The organism is Sporomusaceae bacterium ACPt (genome assembly GCA_041428575.1).
Classification (GTDB): Bacteria; Bacillota; Negativicutes; order Sporomusales; family Sporomusaceae; genus Sporomusa_D; species Sporomusa_D carbonis.
On sequence record CP155570.1, the window covers coordinates 132222 to 149099 of the forward strand.

12 protein-coding genes are annotated in these 16878 nt (G+C 49.2%); 6 read left to right on the top strand and 6 right to left on the bottom strand.

Features of this window, described 5'->3' with window-relative positions; genetic code table 11:
* Nucleotide 1: 1 nt before the first annotated feature.
* Nucleotides 2-601 carry a hypothetical protein gene (locus SCACP_RS00540; protein WP_425059511.1) on the bottom strand — a complete coding sequence of 200 codons (600 nt, stop codon included), beginning with the start codon at nt 599-601 and terminating at the stop codon, nt 2-4.
* Nucleotides 602-984: 383 nt separating this feature from the next.
* Here SCACP_RS00540 and SCACP_RS00545 point away from each other — a divergent pair, with 383 nt between their 5' ends.
* On the top strand, nt 985-2208 hold the full coding sequence (locus SCACP_RS00545) for a metallophosphoesterase (RefSeq protein WP_425059512.1): 1224 nt from the start codon (nt 985-987) through the stop codon (nt 2206-2208).
* A 108-nt stretch (nt 2209-2316) separates the two neighbouring features.
* On the opposite strand, the gene SCACP_RS00550 is transcribed toward SCACP_RS00545, so the two are convergent.
* On the bottom strand, nt 2317-2736 hold the full coding sequence (locus tag SCACP_RS00550) for a bacteriohemerythrin (protein ID WP_425059513.1): 420 nt from the start codon (nt 2734-2736) through the stop codon (nt 2317-2319).
* Between the two features lie 350 nt (nt 2737-3086).
* On the opposite strand from SCACP_RS00550, the gene SCACP_RS00555 reads away from it, so the two are divergent.
* The 5 genes from SCACP_RS00555 (at nt 3087) to addA (ending at nt 14419) form a co-directional block, all read left to right on the top strand.
* The gene (locus tag SCACP_RS00555) at nt 3087-3866 is read left to right on the top strand and encodes a basic amino acid ABC transporter substrate-binding protein (RefSeq protein WP_425059514.1); all 780 of its coding nucleotides are present in this window, start codon (nt 3087-3089) and stop codon (nt 3864-3866) included.
* A 126-nt stretch (nt 3867-3992) separates the two neighbouring features.
* A complete protein-coding gene (locus tag SCACP_RS00560; RefSeq protein ID WP_425059515.1) occupies nt 3993-5135 on the top strand; it encodes an iron-containing alcohol dehydrogenase in 1143 nt (380 codons plus the stop codon).
* Between the two features lie 98 nt (nt 5136-5233).
* A complete protein-coding gene (locus tag SCACP_RS00565; protein WP_425059516.1) occupies nt 5234-7192 on the top strand; it encodes an HD domain-containing phosphohydrolase in 1959 nt (652 codons plus the stop codon).
* On the top strand, nt 7189-10686 hold the full coding sequence (gene addB / locus SCACP_RS00570) for a helicase-exonuclease AddAB subunit AddB (RefSeq protein WP_425059517.1): 3498 nt from the start codon (nt 7189-7191) through the stop codon (nt 10684-10686). Before SCACP_RS00565 ends, addB begins: the two co-directional genes overlap by 4 nt.
* The gene (addA, locus tag SCACP_RS00575) at nt 10670-14419 is read left to right on the top strand and encodes a helicase-exonuclease AddAB subunit AddA (protein ID WP_425059518.1); all 3750 of its coding nucleotides are present in this window, start codon (nt 10670-10672) and stop codon (nt 14417-14419) included. The genes addB and addA overlap by 17 nt, the downstream gene beginning before the upstream one ends.
* 50 nt (nt 14420-14469) lie before the next feature.
* Here addA and SCACP_RS00580 read toward each other — a convergent pair whose 3' ends face one another.
* The 4 genes from SCACP_RS00580 to SCACP_RS00595 are packed head-to-tail and all read right to left on the bottom strand — an operon-like array spanning nt 14470 to nt 16867.
* Entirely contained in the window at nt 14470-14607 is a 138-nt protein-coding gene (locus tag SCACP_RS00580) for a hypothetical protein (protein WP_425059519.1), read from the bottom strand.
* Between the two features lie 40 nt (nt 14608-14647).
* On the bottom strand, nt 14648-14863 hold the full coding sequence (locus tag SCACP_RS00585; protein WP_425059520.1) for a hypothetical protein: 216 nt from the start codon (nt 14861-14863) through the stop codon (nt 14648-14650).
* Nucleotides 14848-15735, bottom strand: a complete 888-nt coding sequence (locus SCACP_RS00590; RefSeq protein ID WP_425059521.1) for an LPP20 family lipoprotein — start codon at nt 15733-15735, stop codon at nt 14848-14850. The genes SCACP_RS00585 and SCACP_RS00590 overlap by 16 nt, the downstream gene beginning before the upstream one ends.
* A 25-nt stretch (nt 15736-15760) precedes the next feature.
* Nucleotides 15761-16867: a hypothetical protein gene (locus SCACP_RS00595; RefSeq protein ID WP_425059522.1), complete on the bottom strand. Its 1107-nt coding sequence runs from the start codon at nt 16865-16867 to the stop codon at nt 15761-15763.
* Between the last annotated feature and the right edge of the window lie 11 nt (nt 16868-16878).

Below are 16878 nucleotides of genomic sequence, written 5' to 3' on the forward strand. Positions count from 1 at the left end.
GCTATATGTGTCGGCGGCTTAACGGACTTTTATACTTGTATGTCGGAGAAGTGGATGCGAACGGGAGACTGGCTTCAGTTTCCAACTCTTCGGTTGTTTCGAGATCGCTGGGGATGACATTCTTGGCGGGCGGGAACGGACTTACCGGTGTAGAAGGTGCCGGTGGTTGGGGGTGCGGTGGAGTAATACCTTCCGGCGGCGGGCCGAAACATGAGGAGTCATTGCAGAACAGCGTCTGTCTGAGCGCTTCAAGCAAAACAATTTGTTCAGCAGTGTGAAAGGGGTTATCTTCAGCCGAACAGCAATTGCTTAAAAGCCGCAGCAAATCGACCGGGGCGCAGGTAATGCTCAATAATTCACTGCTAAAAGCGATCTTGCAGCATAATAGTTCAAGTAAAATATCAATAAGTGTGCCAGCCCGGTCAAACCGGATAACCGCCCGCTCAAATATCTCAAATGGCACGCCCGGGGTGCGCTGAATTTCCTCGGCTGATCCTACAAGCAGCCGGTAGGAACTGACCAATGAGGTAAAATTGGGGATAACGGCGTTGACATCGGCTAACAGTGTATTAATGATTGTAATAGCTTTAGTATTGGCCATTTCAGACCCTCCCCTCGTAGACTACTTATAATATATGCGTGATATAGTCTGGTGGTTAATAGTGCCGGTATTACCTATATGAAATCCAATAAAGATTTTTTTCTAGGCGTGTTGTTAGTAACGCTCCACCGCTGGCGCTTGACTTAGGCTTATACTAACAACACGCCTGTACATCTTTATTGGATACTATATAATTTTAAAATAATTGCTAGAAAAAACCGCTATCTAAGTATATATAAATTGATGCCTATTGGTGATAAAAGCACCTGCTTCTCCGAATTATCCTGGGGAAGCAGGTGCTTTTTCTTTCGAACAGCCTGTCGGGCAATTGGCAAATATGACGGTATGAGGTATGCTAGAAGAAAACACTCAGGGAGGCTACTATGCAGCATGGTCCGTCACTATATGCCATGATTTTTTTCTCAGTGCTTTTGCTGGGGTTAACATGGTTGGGAAACAGGATACTGCCCAAGTGGCATCCGGTGTATGCCGGAAAAAAGGCCAGGTTCAGCTATTGGGTCGTTACTGTTTTATCAGTTGCTATTCTTATTTTCAGCCGGTGGCTGCGTCCTGTAAGCGGTTTTCCCGGCGAATGGTTCAGATACTTTATTTATGCCGCGTATGTTTGGATGATTGGCCTGGTATTTATGCTGATTGTTCTTATGGTGGGCCATGCCGGGCGATTACTGGTGCGGAAGTTAAGCCGTGAGGCCGAGACGGGAGAAGAAGCAGAAATACCTGTTGAAGCACCAGTGCCGGGTGGGATAACGCGCCGGGAATTTTTGCAGGGAGCAGTTGCTGCTGTACCGGCATTACCATTGGCTGTCAGTGCTTACGGTGTTATTGCCGGAGACATAAATATTGTTGTTAACCGGTTTGCATTAAACTTTCCCCATTTGCCGCCGGCGCTTGACGGCTTTAAAATTGCCCAGATAAGTGACACCCATATTGGACCGTTTTTCGGCATGGATAAACTTGACCGGGTATTAACCATGGTCAAACATGAACAGCCTGATTTGTTGGCCATTACCGGTGATTTAGTTGATGATTTGGACCTTTTGGTTCCAACAATGGAACGGCTTGCTGCCTTTCAGCCACAGGTGCCGCAAGGCATTTTCTATTGCTGGGGCAATCATGAGTATTTCCGGGATATTGGCCGTATCCGCAAGGCGCTAAATAACAGCCCGATTACCGTTTTGGAAAACCGGAACCAGGCAGTTCTAAACGGGTTATATTTCGCCGGTGTCGACTATCCCTGGGGTAAAAACAAAACTGAAGTAGAGGAAAAACGCCGGCAATATTTTGACCAGGCTGTGCGCGGGATTCCGGACGGCGCTTTCACCGTGTTATTGGCCCATCATCCTGACTTTTTTGATAATGCTTTTGCCGCCGGTGTCCCGCTATCGCTGGTTGGGCATACGCATGGCGGTCAGGTAATTATTTTCGGTATGTCGCTACTGCCTGTCAAGTATAAATATATGAAGGGAATGTTTCAGGCTAACCGTTCTTACGGTTATGTCAGCGCCGGTACCGGGCACTGGCTGCCACTAAGAATTGGCTGTCCGGCCGAGATCAGTATCTTTACCTTACATTCGCAGATGGCCTAGCGGAAAAGTGGCGTTAGGCGTGATGGCCTTGGCAGCATGACGGAGGGGTACAGATGAATGAAGTTGCCGATATTATTGCACCACAGCTTAGAATACTGTTCATTGGGTTTATACAATACCTTTGCTATTGAAAAAGTCTTTATATTTCATATCGCTGTGGAGAATATGCTTTTCAATCCAATCAGTTGCGAACATGATTAGGTCCATGAGAATTTTTTTCTGCTTCTTGTCCAGGTCTTCTTTCTGTAATTGAATCATTTTGGCAACAAACGCGGCGTGTTCAAATTTATGGCGTTTAGTTTCTTCAGAGTCGTAGCCGTAGTCGTCCATCAACTGTTCTTCATATTTAAAGTGGTACACTGTATAGTCGCTGAGTTCATTGAAAATCCGGACAATTTCGTCATAATAATCGTAATCGTCACTGGCTTTGGCAATGTCATACAGCTGGGAAGCCAGATGAAACAACTGTTTATGCTGTTTGTCAATTTCGGCAATATTGCAACTATAGTTATTTTTCCAATCAAACATATAACCACTTCCTCTTGGAATAAATTATCTATATAGAATTTTTCTTCGACGGAGCTTGAAAAAAACCTGCCAGTAACGGACTAAATTTGGGAAAATTCTCGGTAAATAGCAATAATTTACCATTTAATAGCATTGGGTAGACGGCGATATAATTACGCTTGTGCCTATGGCAGCCGGCGGCTAGTGTCAGATTTTTGACGCAATTATTAGGAAAGGGGATAAGACAGGCGTCTGCGCAAGCATGCGCCTGTTTTTCGTTTTAATTCGGTGATTGGCGAGAGTGGCTTATGGATACAAGATTATGTATAATTATAAAAGGTTAGTGTATAGTGATGAAAGGGGTATATATTATGTCCAGAAAACTAATTGCTTTTATTGTCCTAACTATGTTGATTCTGTCTTTGGGGCTTATCGGTTGCGGTCAGCAGCAAGCCAGCCAGCCGGCAGCCGCTAAAGTGTTAAAGGTAGGCGCCGAGGCTACCTTCCCGCCGTTTGAGTTCCAGGACGAGAAGAGTCAAGATTATGTAGGTTTTGACGTTGACCTGATGAAAGCCCTGGGCAAACAAATGGGTGTTGAAGTGCAAATCGTCAATACCGCTTTTGACGGACTCATTCCTGCGCTTGAAAGCGGCCAAATTGACGTAATAGCATCAGCCATGACCATTACCGAAGAACGGGCTCAAAAGGTCAACTTTTCCAAACCGTACTATAAATCGGGTTTGTCCATCGTAGTTAAAGCCGACAATAATACCATTAAGAGCTTTAAAGACCTTGAAGGCAAAAGAATTGCCGTGCAAATCGGCACTACCGGCGCCGAACAAGCTAAAAAAATTAAAGACGCTAAAATTCGTGAGTTCAACAGCGCATCTGAAGCTTTTCTTGAACTGAAAGCCGGTGGTGCTGACGCTGTTGTTAATGACTTGCCGGTAAACGAATATTTCCTGGCGAAAAACGCCAGTAAAGATGCCAAATTGATTGGCGAAGTATTAAATGCCGAAGAGTACGGTGTGGCAGTGGCTAAGAAAAACACTGAACTGGCCCGAAAAATTAACAAAGCTCTGGATGAAATTAAGCAAAATGGTGAATATGCTAAAATCTATGAAAAATGGTTTGGCAAAAAACCGCAATAATATAGCTTTAACAAAGACACAACCCGTACTGGTCGTAGGCTTGTACGGGTTACTGTTTCCGGCAGGTTTTTTCACATGTTTTCTATAATTATTTACAATACGTAATTTTTGAAGGGAGTATTTTATATGAAAAAATTAATGTTGGGTGGTCAGACCATTATTACCGGCCGGGGTTCAATTGCCGAACTTGCCGGGGTTAAGGCCAGGCGGGCTTTTATTGTTACCGGTGGCAGCGCTATGCAGACCAGCGGGGTAATTGCAAAAATTGAATCACTTCTTAAAAATGCCGGGTGCATGACAGTTGTTTACGGTGGTATTGGCAAAAATCCCGATACTCAGGCGGTACTTGACGGCCTAAAAAAAATGCGCCAATTTGCGCCCGATTTGCTGATTGCCGTAGGCGGCGGTTCGCCTATTGACGCCGCTAAAGTTATGGGTTTGTTCTATGACTATCCTGAGCTGGACTTTGCTAAAGCGCAGGCAGGTGAATTACCACTTGCCCGGAAAAATTTAAAGTTTATTGCCATTCCTTCGACCTCAGGAACGGGCGCAGAGGTAACCAGAGCGGCTGTCATTACTTTTCGCGAACTTGAGCTCAAAATTGGCCTTAAAACTCCGGCGTTTATCCCGGATATGGCGATACTTGACGCCGATATCACGATGACTATGCCGCCTCATGTTGTGGCTGAGACCGGTATGGATGCTCTTACTCATGCTGTGGAGTGTTACATCAACAGGAATCTGGACGATTTTACCGAGGTTTTGGCCAAGGGGGCGGTAGCCGGTCTGTTTACCTGGCTGCCTGTTTCTTATCAGGACAAAACCATTGAGAGCCGGGAAAAAGTCCATCACTATCAGAGTATTGCCGGTCTGGCATTCGATAATACCGGTTTAGGGATGGCTCATGGCATTTCCCACGCGCTGGGGGGCAAATTTAATCTGGGTCATGGCCTTTTAAACGCCATTGCGCTGCCGTATGCGCTGGAATTTAACGCGCAGGATCAAGCGGTAGCTGCGCGTCTGGACGAACTGGCCAGGAGTATCGGCAAAAGCGGCTGGCAGGGCTTTATTACTGCCGTAAAAGAACTCAACCAGGTGCTTAACATCCCGGCCGGCCTTGGCAGCGCAGGTGTTAACCGGGCCGCATTCGAAAATGGTTTTGCCGCTTTAGTTGACAACTGTCTTAAAGGTTCTACCCGTGTCAACCCTGTGGTGGTGTCAGTTGAACAAATGACGGTAATTCTCAACCGAATGTATGAGGGATTGTAGATTTGTGTAGTCAGCAGGAAAGGTATTTGGCAGCGGCGAATATTTATTGCAATTGTTGGCAAACAGAACTGGAATTTTGCGAAAGACAGGGATGATGAATGTCCGATAAATACCGCCAAATTTTTCTTGCCGCGGATGATGCAATATTTATTGGAACACTGGATGGCGGCCGGGTCATGGACGTCAATCCTGCAGCCTGCGAATTATTAGGCTATACCTGGGATGAACTTGCCAAGATGAATATTTACGACTTAGTGGCGCCTGAACTTATTGACCAACAGCCTGTAAAAAAGGTTAATGGGCAGGAAATAGCTTCACGCGGTACATGGTTTTGCAGCGGTGCTATCCGCAAGGACGGTACGCGGGTGCCTGTTGATGTCCGGGTTTTTCCTTTACAGATAGACGGGCAGGATTGTATTACGGCAATTGTTCGGGACGTTAGCGAACGTAAACAGGTTGAAGCCAATATATTCCGCCAGAATACCTATTTAACTGCTTTGCATGATACAGCGCTGTCACTTATGAATCATCTCAATATCCAGGAACTACTTGAAAGTACGGTGCGACGGGCGGGAGACCTTGTTGGCACCAAGCATGGATATATTGCGCTTGCTGATGAAACCTCCGGCAACATGATTCTCAAAGTGGCTACCGGTTTTTATACCCAGCATATAGGTATGGTTGTTACTCCGGCAGACGGAGTTATGGGGCAGGTAATTGTTAGCGGGGAGAAATGTATTGCCAATAATTATCCTGACTGGCCAAACCGTAAACAAGGCCTTCAATATGAAATTCCCAATGCCGTAATGGGAATGCCGCTCAAGGCCGATGGCAAACTGGTAGGAATTATCGGTTTGGCGTATATTGAGCCTAAAGAGTTTGGTGAAGAAGAAGTAGCTGTGCTCAGCCGGTTTGCCGATTTAGCATCTATCGGGCTTACCAACGCCAGGTTATATACCGCCCTCCAACAAGAACTTACTGACCGCAGACAAATGGAAAAAAAGCTTATTAATCTTAGTTTTAATGATGCGCTGACAGGTCTATATAACCGGACTTTTTTCAAACAGGAGATGAGCCGGCTTGAGGTTTCCGGACAAACCCCGGTAGGCATTATCCTGTGTGATGTTGACGGCCTTAAACTGATTAATGATACTTTAGGTCATGAGCAAGGTGATTTACTGCTTAATACGGCTGCTAAAATTATTAAAGGCAGTGTGCGCGCAGGCGATATTGTAGCCCGCATCGGCGGGGATGAATTTGCTGTTTTGCTGCCACAGACAGGTGTTACCCTGGTAGAAAGCGTCTGCGGTCATATCCGTACTGCTGTTGATGCCTATAACGCCGCCCACCTGGAATTGCCTCTCAGTATGTCTATCGGTTTTGCCGTTGGCGCCGCAGGTACGGCTGAAACAATGAATATGATAGAGATTTTCCGGCAGGCTGACGACAATATGTATCGGGTGAAACTGCACCGGAGCCGCAGCACGCGCAGTGCCATGGTTAAGGCGCTAGTGAAAGCGCTTGAGGTCCGGGATTTTATTACCGAGGGTCATGGCGACCGGATGCAAGAGTTGGCGACCAATTTAGCGCTGGCGCTTAACCTATCGGAACGGCGGGTGAGTGATATCAGGCTGCTGGCGCAGTTTCACGACATTGGCAAGGTGGGCATTCCTGACCGGATTCTATTTAAACAAGGTCAACTGACACCGGAGGAGCATGTGGCCATGCAGCGCCATGCTGATATCGGTTACCGGATTGCCCAGTCGGTTTCCGACTTGATTCCGATTGCTGATTTTATCTTAAAGCACCATGAATGGTGGAACGGCAACGGTTATCCCCTTGGCCTTAAAGGCGAGGAAATTCCCCTTGAGTGCCGGATACTGGCAATTGTTGATGCCTACGACGCCCTGACCAGCAATCGTCCGTACCGTACCGCCATGTCGCCGGAGTTAGCTGTTGCCGAACTCCGGAAGCAAGCCGGCAGTCAGTTTGATCCGGAACTCGTCGATATATTTTGTAAGATCATTGAAAAGCATTATGGGAGGAACGGTACATGAAGCTCAGACTTATTTTGGGCCGGGCCGGCTATGGCAAAACGCAGCAGTGCTTTAATGAAATAGTATCACGGCTGGCCGAGTCGCCTGACGGCCGGCCTCTTATTTTTGTTGTTCCCGAGCAGGTTACTTATGAAGTTGAACGGGCGCTGGCAGCGGCTTGCCCAACAGGTGGTTTTGTCCGGGCTCATGTGCTCGGGTTCCGCCGTCTGGCCCACCGGGTTTTGAATGAGACAGGCGGCGCTGTTCGGCCCCATATTTCCGAACTTGGTAAACGCATGGTATTTAGCCGGTTGCTTATGGAACATAAGAATCATTTACAACTGTTAGGGCGGGCGGCGTCGGAAAAAAGCTTTGCCGAAACAATTGAGGGCTTGGTCAAAGAATTCAAGGCATACGGGATTTCTCCAACACAGCTTAGTACAATTGCCAATAACCATGAGCGGCTGGGGAGCGGGGCGCTGGCGGGAAAAGTGCATGACTTAGCCTTGTTGTACCAGGGGTTTGAAGATTTTTTAGCCGGGCGCTATATTGATCCTGAAGACTACCTTAGCTTGCTGGCGGAAAAAATTCCTGAGGCCCGTCTCCTGCGCCAGGCTGAAGTGTGGCTGGACGGATTTACTTGGTTTACACCCCAGGAATATGCCGTGCTGGCAGCTATTTTGCAAACCGCCCGGACAGTGACGGTTACTTTGTGTCTTGATCAACCTGACAACGGCTTCAACTCGCGTGAAGAGGCCTTATTTCACCGCCAGTGGGAAACATATCATAAACTCCGGCAACTGGCAGCAAACTTAAAAGTTCCGGTAAGTCAGGAAGAGCTTGTTATTCCGCACCGGTTTGAGGAGCCGGTACTGGCTGCCATTGAACAGCGATTTTTTACCGGCAGGAATACTACCGCTCAAACTATAGCCGGCAATACCGGCGGGTTTATTTTGGCTGAGGCGGCCAACCCCCGGACTGAGGCTGAGGCAATCGCCTGTGAGATGATCAGGTTAAGCCGCGAAGAAGGGCTTAGGTGGCGGGACATGGCCATCCTTATCCGTGACACAGACAGTTATACTGAACTCATGGCTGCTGTACTGGCCGATTATAATATTCCGTTCTTTAGCGATAATAGCCGGCCGGCAGTACACCATCCTTTGGCTGAACTGGTGCGTTCGGCTCTGGACATTGTCCTCGAGAAATGGAGCTATGAGCCGGTTTTTCGCTGCCTTAAAACCGACTTATTTCCCGTGACGCGGGACGAGGTCGACATCCTGGAAAACTACTGCCTTGAGTTTGGTATTCGCGGTTCGCGATGGACAAATCCCGAATCCTGGGTTTTTCGCAGGCGTTATTCGCTGTCTGAAGATGAGTGGGTCCAAGAGGAACCTAATGCCAACGAGCAAGAGTTTTTGTGCCGTATCAACACCATTCGCCGCCAGGCTACCGCCGGACTGGTAAAACTGTCCGGGAGGCTGGCCCCGGCGGTGCGGCAGGGCGTATCGCCACTGGAACTGGTTCAGGCGGTATACGAATTCCTGATAGATTTAAAGACGCCGGACACTCTCGAAGTATGGGCAGCAGCCGCTGAGGAAGCCGGCGATTTGGAACAAGCCAGGGAACACCGGCAAATGTGGCCGAAAGTAGTTGAACTGTTCGATCAAATTGTCGATACCTTTGCTGATCAGTTGCTGACGCTTGAGGATTTTGCCGCTATTGTCAGTGAAGGGCTGGAAGGAACCAAACTTAGCCTTATTCCACCCGGTCTTGATTATGTGACAATTGCGGCGCTCGAACGTACCAGACGGCTCAAAATAAAGGCAGCTTTTGTTCCCGGAGTTAATGATGGCGCTTTGCCGCGACGGCGGCGGGACGAAGGACTTTTAAGCGACAATGAACGGGCTGTGCTCCTATCCCTGGGGCTTGAGCTTGGTGGCGGGGCGGCGGCTGATACTTTTGCCGAGCAGTTTTTGGTATATACAGCTTTTACCCGCGCCAGCAGGCGATTATGGGTGAGCTATCCGTTAGCTGACGCTGAGGGCAAGGCGCTGTCGCCATCACCTGTCATCAAATACTTGAAAGAAATTACCGGCATAGCGGTAACTTCATTACCGGTTGAACCGCCACCCGGGCGGGAAGCTGAATACCTGGCCCGGCCGGAGCGAGCCCTGGCGGCGTTAGCCGGGGCACTCAGGCTGTACCGGCATACCGGTCGTATCAGCCCGGCATGGTGGGATGTCTATAACTGGGCCCTGGGGCAAGAAAACTTGCGTGGCCAGCTTAATACTGCACTGGCCGGATTGTTTCACTACAATCAACTTACCCGGTTAAGCAAGGATTTGTCACAGGGCTTGTATTTAAAAAACGGCGTCTTGCGCGGCAGCGTCACCAGGTTTGAAAGCTTTCGCGCCTGCCCGTTCAAGCATTTTGTCCAGTATGGCTTGGAGCTGAAAGAGCGGGCTGTATATCAACTGAAAGCTCCTGATTTAGGCCAATTTTTACACGCCGTGCTGAAAGAGTTCGGCGACAGGCTGGCTGAGCGCGGTCAAAGCTGGGGTGACGTCGGTAAAGAGCAAATTAAAGATATGTGCTCTGATATTGTGACCGGACTGGCGCCTAGGCTGCAGAATGAGATACTTTTGAGCAGCAAGCAGCATGAACATTTGGTAATAAGGCTTACGCGGCGGGCTGTCCGGGCGGTCAGCCGCCTGGTTGCGTGGGCGCAGGTGAGCAAATTCAAACCCCTGGCTTTAGAGCAGGCTTTCGGGCGGCAGAGTGCCTTGCCGCCGTTATCGTTTGTTTTGCCTGACGGTGCGGTGGAAGTGGCCGGACAGATTGACCGGCTGGATGTTGGCGAGCATGCAGGACAAAAATACGTGCTGGTCATTGACTACAAATCAGGCGGGGCGTGGCTTAGTCTGGCTGAAGTTTATTATGGTCTCAGACTACAACTCTTAACCTATTTACTGGTTGCCGTCAGCAAACTTGCAGGAACCGATACCTGTTTGCCTGCCGGAATTCTTTATTATTTTTTAAAAAATCCGGTGGTGTCAGGAGCAACCATCAAGACTGCCGAGCAGATTGAAAAAGAAATTAACGGCAAACTAAAAATGCCAGGCTGGTTGTTAGCTGATGTTAACGTTATCGGGCTTCTGGAAGAGACACTTAATGGCTGGTCGGAGTTTTTTAAGCTTGGGCTTGGCAAAAACGGCTTTTATGAAAGCTGTCTGGACAAGCTTAAAACAGAGGACGAATTTAAGTTACTTTTATCCCATGTGGAGCAGGAACTTATTGCTATAGCCAAAGACATTCTGGCTGGGGAAACGGCCATCAGGCCCTACCGCCTGGAGAAAGCTACGCCGTGCGGCTATTGCGCCTTTCGTCCGGTGTGCCAGTTTGACCGGCATTTGCCGGAAAATGACTATTTTTCGCTTCCTAAACTTGATGCTCCCACCATTATTAACCTTATGCGCCAGCGGAAAGGAGGCGGAGGCTGTGCGGTGCACACCTGAACAACAGGCAGCGATTGAAACGCGGGATAAAAATCTCTTGGTGGCGGCAGCCGCCGGGTCAGGCAAGACTTGGGTTTTAGTTGAACGCGTTATTCGCCGTATAACCGACCCGGACGAACGGCTAAGTGTGGACAGCCTGCTTGTGGTTACTTTTACCAATGCTGCCGCCAGTGAAATGCGCAGCCGTATTGGCGAAGCGCTAGCCGCATGTCTAAGCAAGCCGGAACTTGCCGACCCTGAACTTAGGCGCCATGTGGAACGCCAACAGGTGTTATTAAATGCAGCTAGTATTTCAACATTGCACGCTTTTTGTCAAAGTCTTGTCCGTCAGCATTTTTACCTTCTTAATATCGAACCTAATTTCCGGATCGCTAGTGATACCGAGATAACCTTGATAAAAAGTGATGTGCTTGAGGCTGTTTTTGAAGAAGGATATACTCAGGATGATCCGGAATTTTTGGCACTTATCGACCACTATGGCGATGAAGACGGCGACAATTCATTAGCCGGGCTGGTGCTTAAACTCTATGAGTTTTCACGCAGTCACCCATGGCCTGATGCCTGGCTTGACAGTTTGACCGCCGCTTTTGCTTTGCCGTTAGAGGCCAGCTATGACGATACGCCCTGGTCGGGGCTGGTGAGGGACAAATTAACGCTTGACTGGGAAGAAGCCAGACAAGCGCTGGCCGCGCTCATGATTGAGGCGGGCAAACCGGGCAATCCGGCCGCCTATGCTCAGACGTTTGCTGAAGATATAAACCTTATTGACAATCTTATTAGCGCTGCCCGCCATTCCTGGACCGCGCTGGCAGCAGCGCTGGCAGATTTAAGTTTTCCCCGCATAGCACCGGTGGGCAAGGAAGTGGCTAAAGAGGTTAAGGAGTATTTCCAAGGCCAGCGCAATAAAGCTAAAAAGCGCGTGACTGATGCTAAAGCGGCTTATTTTGAACGAAGCCAGAGCCAACTTGTCAGCGATTTGCGGCAGGTTGCGCCGCTGATTGCTGCTCTTGTTAACCTTGTCAAAAAGTTTGCAGCCGCATATTCGGCCGCCAAACAAGGCAAAGGTGTGGTTGATTTTAATGATTTGGAGCATTTATGTCTGGCCTTGTTAAGAGATCCCCAATCTTCGCCCGGAAAAACCCGGCCGTCGGAGGTAGCCGGCAGACTAAAGGCCAAGTTCCGCGAAATTATGGTTGATGAGTATCAGGACACCAACCGGGTCCAGGAAGAAATTATCCAGCTTATTGCCAATGATGAGCGGCCTAACTTATTTATGGTCGGTGATGTCAAACAGAGTATTTACCGGTTCAGACTGGCAGAACCTGAACTGTTTATGGATAAATACGAGCGGTACCAAAGTGGCGAAGCCACTGGTTGCCAACGCATTGACTTGAGCCAGAATTTTCGCAGCCGGGCGGGAGTACTTCATGCGGCTAATTTCCTGTTTTGCCAGCTTATGACCAAGCAGACGGCTGAACTTGATTATGGCGAGGCCGAACAACTGAATCCCGGCCCCGCTTACCCGGAGACAGAATTGACGAGTTTGAGCGGGCCTGTTGAGCTTATTATTATCGACCAGGATGAAACTGCCGGCGATAGTGAGGAAACTACAAGCCAGGCGGACGAGGAAGAGCCGGAAGATAATGATAGCCGGTCAGTTGACAGTCAATTGGCCGAAGAAGAATTAAGCGCCTTTGAACAGGAGGCTGTTGTAATTGCCCGGCGCATTAATGAGTTGATGAACGGCGGATATTACGTATTTGATAAACAAAGCGGGGGCTACCGGCCGCTGCTGTACCGGGATATTGTCATATTATTGCGGTCGGTACAGGGAAAAGCCCAGGCACTTCAGGACATATTGCGGCAGAACGGCATTCCTTGCTACGCCGAGCTTGATTCAGGGTATTTTGCTGAAACTGAAATTGCAGTTATGTTGTCGCTTTTACAGGTCATTGATAATCCGCGTCAGGATATTCCGCTGGCTGCTGTGCTTAGGTCGCCGCTGGTCGGGCTGAGCGGCGATGAGTTGGCTGAACTCAGGTTGTGTCAGCCGGAAGGTAGCCTTTGGGAAGCTGTAAAGGCCTATAGCCGGGCTGAGACAGCTTCCGGCAAAATAGTCGCCTTTGTTTCCAGAGTAGCGGTCTGGCGCAGCCTGGCGCGGCGTAAAGGTGTGGCTGACCTTATCTGGCGGATTTACCATGACACCGGTTACTATGACTATGTGGGCGGTATGCCGGGCGGTGTACTCAGACAAGCTAATCTGCGGGCGCTGTTTGACCGGGCGCGCCAGTATGAGGCCACCAATTTTCGTGGTTTGTTTCGCTTTTTGAGGTTTGTTGAACGGTTGAAGGACAAGGAATCTGACTTATCGGTAGCACGGGCGCTGGGTGAGAGTGAGGACGTTGTCCGCGTCATGAGTATCCATAAGAGTAAGGGGCTGGAGTTTCCGGTAGTAATTGTTGCCGACACTGGTAAAAACTTCAATATGCAGGACACTAGCGCATTGGTACTGTGCCATAAGGAACTGGGTGTAGGCCCGTACGTTACGCTGCCTGAACTTAGGTTTCGTTATCCGACCCCAGCCCGCTGGGGTATTCAACATAAGATTGAACTTGAGACTAAAGCTGAGGAGCTTAGGATTTTGTACGTAGCCTTGACCCGCGCCCGGGAAAAACTGATACTTATCGGTTCGGCCAATAAGTTGTCGCAGAAATGCGCTGACTGGGGCCGTGATGTTGGCGACCAGGCTGGAAAACTGCCGGCGTACCGGGTAATAAAGGCTAAGAATTATCTCGACTGGATCGGGATGGCTGTGGCTCGGCATGCCGACGGTCAAGCACTCAGACAGTATGGCGGTTGTAATAACCAGCCGGTTGGCGTGTTGGCAAGTCATCCGTCAGCCTGGGATGTCAGAATATATCGCGCTGCCGATATTAAACCAATGGTCCAGGAGGATCAGGCTGACGACGCCCTTTTGGCTGCTGTGCGCCGGCTGGAACCGGTCGACTGTGGTACCGGCACCGCCTGGGTAGACAATATTTTACGCTGGGAATATGGCTGTGCGGCAGCCGTCAGCAAACCGGCCAAGCTGGCGGTGTCGGAGATTAAGCGGCGTCTTGAACCGGTGGAAGCGGAGGATTCGGAGGCCCAGCCCATGTTCAGCTTGCCGGCTATACATGCCCGGCCCCGCTTTTTGCAGGTCAAGTCAGGACTAACGCCGGTTGAATATGGGATTATGATGCATACTGTCATGCAGCATATTAATTTGGCCGGAGAACTTACGGAAGCCGCTGTTGCTGAACAGGTAAGGGTTTTAGAAGAAAGGCAGCTTTTACTTCCCGGTCAGGCATCAGAAGTTGATGCCGGCTCAGTTACCGCGTTTTTTGCCTCCAGTATTGGTCAGCGCCTGGTTAAAGCCCGTGAGGTATGGCGGGAACTGCCGTTTAGCCTGATGCTGCCGGCTGAGAAGTTTTATCCTGATCTTATTGACTGCGGTGAGCATATTTTTGTACAGGGTGTAATTGACTGCTTATTTGCCGAAGCTGATGGTCTGGTGCTTATTGACTACAAAACCGACCGGGCGGCTTCAGAACAGGAAATTGCCGCCAAATACGCCGCTCAACTTAGTATGTACGCTGTTGCTGTTGAACGCATTCTTGGGCGTCCGGTCAAGGAACAGTATCTGTACGCTTTTGGTTTGGGACGTCAAATTAAGCTAGACGCTTGGGGATAAGAAAGTTTTATAAATGAAAATAGGCTGCTCGCCCCAAGAGCAGCCTATTTTCATTTAGTTGCTTCTTTCCAGGTAAAGCCCCAACCGAAGGCGCGGTCGAGGCGTTCGTGGTCGGTAAAATAGGTACCGTGGCGAGTGAATTTAAGTTGACCGTTGGGAGTAACGTCAACAGTGGCAATTGCGCACATGGTTTCATTGTTGCCGGCAGCGTCCAGCCTGATGATAATGTCAGGGTTGCGTGAGATTAATGGTTAGCTCATCATTAATAAGCTCAGCCGAGTCGCCGGGTTTTTCTAATATAACTTTGGAGATGATCAGGTTAAGGTTTTGGAGGTCTTGGCTTTCAGCAGGATCAATGGGTGGTATCAATGATTGAAGACCGGTATTGCCATAGAGTGGCAGCCGCCTGTTTGTTAAACGTTGCGAAACTATTGTTTTACACAAACCATGGCTTTGGGCAAGAAGTTGCCTTGAGCATTGGCGGCTAGTACCTTATCGGCGTCAGCTTGGCTGATGATGATATTTACATCATTGTCGCGGAGGCCAATTGCTTTGACCACTATGGGTGTGGTACCGGCACGGGATTGGCCAAGTTCAAGCGCTCTGATATCTTCAGGAGTGGCCATGTAATCAATCATACCTTGAGATACAGCGTATTCAGGAATGATGTTGACATGACCATAGATGGCGCGACCGCTATCGTCGAAGATTACCGGGGACATAGCGCGAACGAGCGGAAGACCGGTTGCGTCAACGACCAGCCCGGTGTAAACCGGGAGTGCGACCGGGGTGTAAGCAGGGGAAGGACTGGGTAAGGGAACAGGAGTGGCCGGTTTGGTAGCATCGGTGATTATTTCGGCCAGACTGCCTTTACCATACAGATTAATGCGCATGGTCACTTGATAGCTGCCATCAGGCAGTTGCTGTTCATTGACAATTTTGGCACCTTTTACTATGCCGGTAACTTGAGTTTTTACGGTATCATTGGTGGTTTCGAAGTTTTGGACGGTAGTTTCGGCAGTAACTTTTACACCTTCAATGGATTCAAGAAGATTGCGCTGCGCGTCAACAATGGCCGCCCGTCTGGCCATAAGCCGGCCCTGGGCCGGGGATTTGGCAGCGCTTGACGGCACGCCTGTGCCAACAGCTTCAATGACACCTTCATCCCAATTAATGGAGCCGTTAGCGCCAAGCTGGTCAACTGCGGTTACTGATACGTTTACGTTCGTATTGACGGTTACTGCGCCAGCGACCATTGGCAGACCGGCAAGCAGCAGGGTGCAAATGGTGAGGTAAACCAAAGATTTCTTGAACATGTGGTATCCTCCTTTAATTAATGTCTTAATATTTCATCAGAGCCTGAATACCACTGTTAGTTATATCAGTGACAGCCAGGTTGATGCTACTGAGTTTTTCCAGCTCGTTGGCCAGAGTTTTGGGGGCTCCTGTATAGTTAATATCAATGGTGACAATGCCACCGTTATAACCACGAATAAAAACATTTTTTACGCCGCGGATTTGTTTGAGTTCATTTTCCAATATGCTTACCTTGGTATAACTGGTAAGGCCTCTGACTACCAGTTGCAGGCCTTTTTCCGGGTTACTGGCAAGGGCCATGAGCTGCTGAACCATATAATCACCCATAAGTTCACCGGCATTGTTTAACGATTTTTTAGCAGCGGTAAACTCGGTAATATCGACGCCGCCGGCATGAAACCCGTTGGTAGCAATAATTTCTCCGGTGTCAGCCTTGATAAGTTTGGCTTCAATCCGGGCGCGGCAGGAATAAACTCCGCTGCCTTCAAGGTTGCCGGCATATTGGCTGAAGGCCTCACCGACAATTAAGTAATCTATGCCGTAACTGCTGGCAAAGGCGATGGCATCACTTTGATTGCCTTGCAGTATAGACTTGACGGTGTTGGTGTAGCGGATACTCTGAATTTGACGGGGATCAACCATGCGAGAAAAGCCGGCTTCAATCAGTTTTTTTACAACCGCTGTTTCCCCGGCAGGGTCAGGTATGCGAGCCGAGATATAATATTCGGGAATAATTACGCCAATACGTGGGTCTCTCAAGCCTTGTTCAATCAGTTTCAAACGTTGCAGCTGCCCCATTAGTTTAGAATTAGGGCTGGTGTCAACCTGTACGCGGGCAGTTACTACCGTTTGGCCAGCACTTCTTTGTTCGTTGACGATGGTCCAATCCTGGACAAAGCCACGGGACTTGGTATAAATTTCATCCCTAACTACTTCGGAGTTTTGTACCAGTGTTTGTGAGTCGACCAGTGTACCGACTGCCTGTTCAACAGCATTACGTAGGGCATCATTAATGGCTTCGTCGCGTGTTAGACCATAGCCTTGGACGGTAACTTCCTTAGCCCATGCCAGCGGTGTGCATAAAAGGAGCGCCAGGCAGGCGACCACCAGAGTAAGCCAGACCCTGTTCACATTCTCACCAC

Coding starts and splice junctions, on each gene's coding strand:
- SCACP_RS00540 (WP_425059511.1), bottom strand. CDS start 601: ATGGCCAATACTAAAGCTATTACAATCATTAATACACTGTTAGCCGAT.
- SCACP_RS00545 (WP_425059512.1), top strand. CDS start 985: ATGCAGCATGGTCCGTCACTATATGCCATGATTTTTTTCTCAGTGCTT.
- SCACP_RS00550 (WP_425059513.1), bottom strand. CDS start 2,736: ATGTTTGATTGGAAAAATAACTATAGTTGCAATATTGCCGAAATTGAC.
- SCACP_RS00555 (WP_425059514.1), top strand. CDS start 3,087: ATGTCCAGAAAACTAATTGCTTTTATTGTCCTAACTATGTTGATTCTG.
- SCACP_RS00560 (WP_425059515.1), top strand. CDS start 3,993: ATGAAAAAATTAATGTTGGGTGGTCAGACCATTATTACCGGCCGGGGT.
- SCACP_RS00565 (WP_425059516.1), top strand. CDS start 5,234: ATGTCCGATAAATACCGCCAAATTTTTCTTGCCGCGGATGATGCAATA.
- addB (WP_425059517.1), top strand. CDS start 7,189: ATGAAGCTCAGACTTATTTTGGGCCGGGCCGGCTATGGCAAAACGCAG.
- SCACP_RS00580 (WP_425059519.1), bottom strand. CDS start 14,607: ATGTGCGCAATTGCCACTGTTGACGTTACTCCCAACGGTCAACTTAAA.
- SCACP_RS00590 (WP_425059521.1), bottom strand. CDS start 15,735: ATGTTCAAGAAATCTTTGGTTTACCTCACCATTTGCACCCTGCTGCTT.